Source organism: Peribacillus sp. FSL E2-0218 (genome assembly GCF_037992945.1).
Lineage (GTDB): Bacteria > Bacillota > Bacilli > Bacillales > DSM-1321 > Peribacillus > Peribacillus simplex_B.
Window position 1 is genome coordinate 90,610 of sequence record NZ_CP150304.1, and the last position, 6,891, is coordinate 97,500.

At 49.3% G+C, this 6,891-nt stretch carries 1 protein-coding gene, 1 tRNA gene and 3 rRNA genes; all 5 read left to right on the forward strand.

Features of this window, described 5'->3' with window-relative positions; translation table 11 throughout:
• The first annotated feature begins 62 nt into the window (after positions 1-62).
• The gene (lysS, locus tag MHI53_RS00470; protein WP_061144002.1) at positions 63-1,547 is read left to right on the forward strand and encodes a lysine--tRNA ligase; all 1,485 of its coding nucleotides are present in this window, start codon (positions 63-65) and stop codon (positions 1,545-1,547) included.
• Positions 1,548-1,971: 424 nt separating this feature from the next.
• Positions 1,972-3,522 (forward strand): 16S ribosomal RNA (locus tag MHI53_RS00475).
• Between the two features lie 171 nt (positions 3,523-3,693).
• Positions 3,694-6,626, forward strand: a 23S ribosomal RNA gene (locus MHI53_RS00480).
• A 62-nt stretch (positions 6,627-6,688) separates the two neighbouring features.
• Positions 6,689-6,804: ribosomal RNA gene (gene rrf / locus MHI53_RS00485) — 5S ribosomal RNA — on the forward strand.
• The 16S, 23S and 5S rRNA genes sit together here with 1 tRNA gene alongside, the layout of an rRNA operon.
• 10 nt (positions 6,805-6,814) lie before the next feature.
• Positions 6,815-6,890, forward strand: a tRNA-Val gene (locus MHI53_RS00490).
• The last annotated feature ends 1 nt before the right edge of the window (position 6,891 follow it).

Here is a 6,891-nt window from a genome sequence, read left to right on the forward strand (position 1 = left end):
ATGCAAAATAAATATTGATTAATTATATAAAGCTTTTATTAATAAAGATGGAGATGATTTTCGTGAGTCATGAAGAATTGAATGATCAATTGCAAGTAAGGCGCGATAAAATGCAGGCAATGATTGATAACGGACAGGATCCTTTCGGGAGCAGATTCGAGCGCACTCATAGTGCCCAGGATTTAGTTCGTGCTTATGGAGAAATGGAAAAAGAAGATCTTGAGCAAAAAGAAATCGAGGTTACCATCGCTGGCCGCGTCATGACCAAGCGTGGCAAAGGGAAAGCGGGATTTGCCCATATCCAGGATATTAGCGGCCAAATCCAAATCTACGTTCGTTTAGACAATATAGGTGAAGAATCTTACCAGATTTTTAATCAAACGGACCTTGGCGATATCGTAGGGGTCACTGGCGTGATTTTCAAGACGAAGGTTGGGGAGCTTTCCATTAAAGCGAATGACTATGTATTTCTTTCTAAAGCGCTTCGTCCGCTACCTGATAAATTCCATGGTCTTAAGGATGTGGAAGAACGCTATCGGAAACGTTATGTGGACCTGATCACGAATGAGGAAAGTAAGAACACTTTGATCATGCGCAGCCGTATTGTGCAAGCAATGAGACGATATTTGGATGATCAAGGGTACCTGGAAGTGGAAACGCCGCTATTGCACTCCGTTGCTGGCGGAGCTGCCGCACGTCCTTTCCTTACTCACCATAACGCTTTGGATATGCCTTTGAATTTAAGGATAGCCATCGAGCTTCATCTGAAGCGACTGATCGTCGGCGGATTAGAAAAGGTTTATGAGATTGGCCGGGTTTTCCGTAATGAAGGAGTATCAACAAGACATAATCCGGAATTCACTTTGATTGAGTTATACGAGGCCTATGCTGATTATAAGGATATCATGAGTTTAACGGAAAACTTGATTGCGCATATAGCTCAAGAGGTATTGGGGACGACTACCATTCAATACGGGGAATATGAGATCGAGTTAAAGCCGGAGTGGAAACGACTTCACATGGTCGATGCTGTAAAGGAATATACGGGTGTGGACTTCTGGGCTCACATGAGTAAAGAAGAAGCGCAACGGCTTGCCAAAGAGAACGGGATCGAAATTAAGGACTCCATGGAGTTTGGTCATATCGTGAATGAGTTCTTCGAGCAGAAAGTGGAAGATAAGTTGATACAGCCTACTTTCATTTACGGACATCCGGTGGAAATTTCGCCATTGGCAAAGAAAAATCCGGAAGATGCCCGTTTCACCGATCGGTTTGAGCTATTCATAGTGGGCAGGGAGCATGCGAATGCCTTCACGGAACTTAATGACCCTATTGATCAACGTCAACGTTTTGAATCTCAATTGAAAGAACGCGAGCAAGGCAATGACGAAGCTCATGAAATGGACGAGGATTTCTTGGAAGCATTAGAATACGGAATGCCGCCAACTGGCGGATTAGGAATTGGTGTTGACCGTCTGGTTATGTTATTGACCAATTCACCTTCCATACGTGATGTTCTGTTATTCCCATTAATGAGACACCGCTAATAAGCAAGAAGAAGCGATGATTACAGGACCGGATTCGGAATGCTGGAATCGATTGGGTGCAGCCCGTGGATTTCGGCAAATGAGTTCGGTTTTTGTTTTTTAATTATAGTTTCGTATCATTTAATTAATTTGATATCCAGGGTGAAAAGAAAAACATTATTATTTCGAAAAAACTTAATAAAAGGTATTGCGCAGTTAACGTAATGGTGTTATATTTATATCTGTCCTTACGAACGAGTTACAAACGAATGACAAACTTTAAAAAAGTTTTAAAAATTTGTTGACTTGTAGTAATGAAAAATGGTATTATAAATAAGCTGTTTCGAAAGATATTGCTCTTTGAAAACTGAACAAAACAAAGCGCCAACGTTAAATTTTAAGTGAGCACACACTATCAAAAAAGCAAATGAGCAAGTCAAACATTTCTTCGGAGAGTTTGATCCTGGCTCAGGACGAACGCTGGCGGCGTGCCTAATACATGCAAGTCGAGCGAATCGATGGGAGCTTGCTCCCTGAGATTAGCGGCGGACGGGTGAGTAACACGTGGGCAACCTGCCTATAAGACTGGGATAACTTCGGGAAACCGGAGCTAATACCGGATACGTTCTTTTCTCGCATGAGGAAAGATGGAAAGACGGTTTACGCTGTCACTTATAGATGGGCCCGCGGCGCATTAGCTAGTTGGTGAGGTAATGGCTCACCAAGGCGACGATGCGTAGCCGACCTGAGAGGGTGATCGGCCACACTGGGACTGAGACACGGCCCAGACTCCTACGGGAGGCAGCAGTAGGGAATCTTCCGCAATGGACGAAAGTCTGACGGAGCAACGCCGCGTGAACGAAGAAGGCCTTCGGGTCGTAAAGTTCTGTTGTTAGGGAAGAACAAGTACCAGAGTAACTGCTGGTACCTTGACGGTACCTAACCAGAAAGCCACGGCTAACTACGTGCCAGCAGCCGCGGTAATACGTAGGTGGCAAGCGTTGTCCGGAATTATTGGGCGTAAAGCGCGCGCAGGTGGTTCCTTAAGTCTGATGTGAAAGCCCACGGCTCAACCGTGGAGGGTCATTGGAAACTGGGGAACTTGAGTGCAGAAGAGGAAAGTGGAATTCCAAGTGTAGCGGTGAAATGCGTAGAGATTTGGAGGAACACCAGTGGCGAAGGCGACTTTCTGGTCTGTAACTGACACTGAGGCGCGAAAGCGTGGGGAGCAAACAGGATTAGATACCCTGGTAGTCCACGCCGTAAACGATGAGTGCTAAGTGTTAGAGGGTTTCCGCCCTTTAGTGCTGCAGCTAACGCATTAAGCACTCCGCCTGGGGAGTACGGCCGCAAGGCTGAAACTCAAAGGAATTGACGGGGGCCCGCACAAGCGGTGGAGCATGTGGTTTAATTCGAAGCAACGCGAAGAACCTTACCAGGTCTTGACATCCTCTGACAACCCTAGAGATAGGGCGTTCCCCTTCGGGGGACAGAGTGACAGGTGGTGCATGGTTGTCGTCAGCTCGTGTCGTGAGATGTTGGGTTAAGTCCCGCAACGAGCGCAACCCTTGATCTTAGTTGCCAGCATTCAGTTGGGCACTCTAAGGTGACTGCCGGTGACAAACCGGAGGAAGGTGGGGATGACGTCAAATCATCATGCCCCTTATGACCTGGGCTACACACGTGCTACAATGGATGGTACAAAGGGCTGCAAACCTGCGAAGGTAAGCGAATCCCATAAAGCCATTCTCAGTTCGGATTGCAGGCTGCAACTCGCCTGCATGAAGCCGGAATCGCTAGTAATCGCGGATCAGCATGCCGCGGTGAATACGTTCCCGGGCCTTGTACACACCGCCCGTCACACCACGAGAGTTTGTAACACCCGAAGTCGGTGAGGTAACCTTCATGGAGCCAGCCGCCTAAGGTGGGACAGATGATTGGGGTGAAGTCGTAACAAGGTAGCCGTATCGGAAGGTGCGGCTGGATCACCTCCTTTCTAAGGATAATACGAGTGCGCTTTTGTTTTGTTCAGTTTTGAATGAGTAATTCATTCAATGAAGGAAGAGGCATCACGATGTGATGGATTCTCTCCACTTTGTTCCTTGAAAACTAGATAATAGATAGAAGGCAATTAATTTTTTCAAAGCATCTGTAAGACTTTTTTAACGGTTAAGTTAGAAAGGGCGCACGGTGGATGCCTTGGCACTAGGAGCCGATGAAGGACGGGACTAACACCGATATGCTTCGGGGAGCTGTAAGTAAGCTTTGATCCGGAGATTTCCGAATGGGGAAACCCACTGTTCGTAATGGAACAGTATCTTTACCTGAATACATAGGGTACTGAAGGCAGACCCGGGGAACTGAAACATCTAAGTACCCGGAGGAAGAGAAAGCAAACGCGATTTCCTGAGTAGCGGCGAGCGAAACGGAATTAGCCCAAACCAAGAGGCTTGCCTCTTGGGGTTGTAGGACACTCAACATGGAGTTACAAAGGAACGGGGTAAATGAAGCGATCTGGAAAGGTCCGTCAAAGAAGGTAAAAACCCTGTAGTTGAAACTTCGTTCCCTCCTGAGTGGATCCTGAGTACGGCGGGACACGAGAAATCCCGTCGGAAGCAGGGAGGACCATCTCCCAAGGCTAAATACTCCCTAGTGACCGATAGTGAACCAGTACCGTGAGGGAAAGGTGAAAAGCACCCCGGAAGGGGAGTGAAATAGATCCTGAAACCGTGTGCCTACAAGTAGTCAAAGCCCGTTAATGGGTAATGGCGTGCCTTTTGTAGAATGAACCGGCGAGTTACGATTTCATGCGAGGTTAAGTTGATGAGACGGAGCCGCAGCGAAAGCGAGTCTGAATAGGGCGAATGAGTATGAGGTCGTAGACCCGAAACCAGGTGATCTACCCATGTCCAGGGTGAAGTTCAGGTAACACTGAATGGAGGCCCGAACCCACGCACGTTGAAAAGTGCGGGGATGAGGTGTGGGTAGCGGAGAAATTCCAATCGAACCTGGAGATAGCTGGTTCTCTCCGAAATAGCTTTAGGGCTAGCCTCAAGATGAGAGTATTGGAGGTAGAGCACTGATTGGACTAGGGGCCCCCAACGGGTTACCGAATTCAGTCAAACTCCGAATGCCAAATACTTATTCTTGGGAGTCAGACTGCGAGTGATAAGATCCGTAGTCGAAAGGGAAACAGCCCAGACCACCAGCTAAGGTCCCAAAGTATACGTTAAGTGGAAAAGGATGTGGAGTTGCTTAGACAACCAGGATGTTGGCTTAGAAGCAGCCACCATTTAAAGAGTGCGTAATAGCTCACTGGTCGAGTGACTCCGCGCCGAAAATGTACCGGGGCTAAACGTATCACCGAAGCTGTGGATTGACACCGTAGGGTGTCGATGGTAGGAGAGCGTTCTAAGGGCGTTGAAGTCAGACCGGAAGGACTGGTGGAGCGCTTAGAAGTGAGAATGCCGGTATGAGTAGCGAAAGAAGGGTGAGAATCCCTTCCACCGAATGCCTAAGGTTTCCTGAGGAAGGCTCGTCCGCTCAGGGTTAGTCGGGACCTAAGCCGAGGCCGAAAGGCGTAGGCGATGGACAACAGGTTGATATTCCTGTACCACCTATACATCGTTTGAACGATGGGGGGACGCAGAAGGATAGGGTAAGCGCGCTGTTGGATATGCGCGTCCAAGCAGTTAGGCCGGAAACGAGGCAAATCCCGTTTCCATTAAGGCGGAGCTGTGATGGCGAGGGAAATATAGTACCGAAGTTCCTGATTCCACGCTGCCAAGAAAAGCCTCTAGTGAGATGTAAGGTGCCCGTACCGCAAACCGACACAGGTAGGCGAGGAGAGAATCCTAAGGTGTGCGAGAGAACTCTCGTTAAGGAACTCGGCAAAATGACCCCGTAACTTCGGGAGAAGGGGTGCTTTTTAGGGTGAATAGCCCGGAAAAGCCGCAGTGAATAGGCCCAGGCGACTGTTTAGCAAAAACACAGGTCTCTGCGAAGCCGCAAGGCGAAGTATAGGGGCTGACACCTGCCCGGTGCTGGAAGGTTAAGGGGAGAGGTTAGCGCAAGCGAAGCTTTGAACCGAAGCCCCAGTAAACGGCGGCCGTAACTATAACGGTCCTAAGGTAGCGAAATTCCTTGTCGGGTAAGTTCCGACCCGCACGAAAGGTGTAACGATCTGGGCACTGTCTCAACGAGAGACTCGGTGAAATTATAGTACCTGTGAAGATGCAGGTTACCCGCGACAGGACGGAAAGACCCCGTGGAGCTTTACTGCAGCCTGATATTGAATTTTGGTACAGCTTGTACAGGATAGGTAGGAGCCTGAGAAGCCGGAGCGCTAGCTTCGGTGGAGGCGTTGGTGGGATACTACCCTGGCTGTATTGAAATTCTAACCCGCGCCCCTTATCGGGGTGGGAGACAGTGTCAGGTGGGCAGTTTGACTGGGGCGGTCGCCTCCTAAAGAGTAACGGAGGCGCCCAAAGGTTCCCTCAGAATGGTTGGAAATCATTCGTAGAGTGTAAAGGCACAAGGGAGCTTGACTGCGAGACCTACAAGTCGAGCAGGGACGAAAGTCGGGCTTAGTGATCCGGTGGTTCCGCATGGAAGGGCCATCGCTCAACGGATAAAAGCTACCCCGGGGATAACAGGCTTATCTCCCCCAAGAGTCCACATCGACGGGGAGGTTTGGCACCTCGATGTCGGCTCATCGCATCCTGGGGCTGTAGTCGGTCCCAAGGGTTGGGCTGTTCGCCCATTAAAGCGGTACGCGAGCTGGGTTCAGAACGTCGTGAGACAGTTCGGTCCCTATCCGTCGCGGGCGCAGGAAATTTGAGAGGAGCTGTCCTTAGTACGAGAGGACCGGGATGGACGCACCGCTGGTGTACCAGTTGTCTTGCCAAAGGCATAGCTGGGTAGCTACGTGCGGACGGGATAAGTGCTGAAAGCATCTAAGCATGAAGCCCCCCTCAAGATGAGATTTCCCATGGCGCAAGCTAGTAAGATCCCTGAAAGATGATCAGGTTGATAGGTCAGAGGTGGAAGCGTGGCGACATGTGGAGCTGACTGATACTAATAGATCGAGGACTTAACCAACGCTTTAAAAAATGAAATGCCTTCTTATTATCTAGTTTTGAAGGAACAACGTTCCTCATATGTTTGGTGGCGATAGCGAAGAGGTCACACCCGTTCCCATTCCGAACACGGCAGTTAAGCTCTTCAGCGCCGATGGTAGTTGGGGGTCTCCCCCTGTGAGAGTAGGACGCCGCCAAGCAGTTACATATGGAGGATTAGCTCAGCTGGGAGAGCATCTGCCTTACAAGCAGAGGGTCGGCGGTTCGATCCCGTCATCCTCCACCAT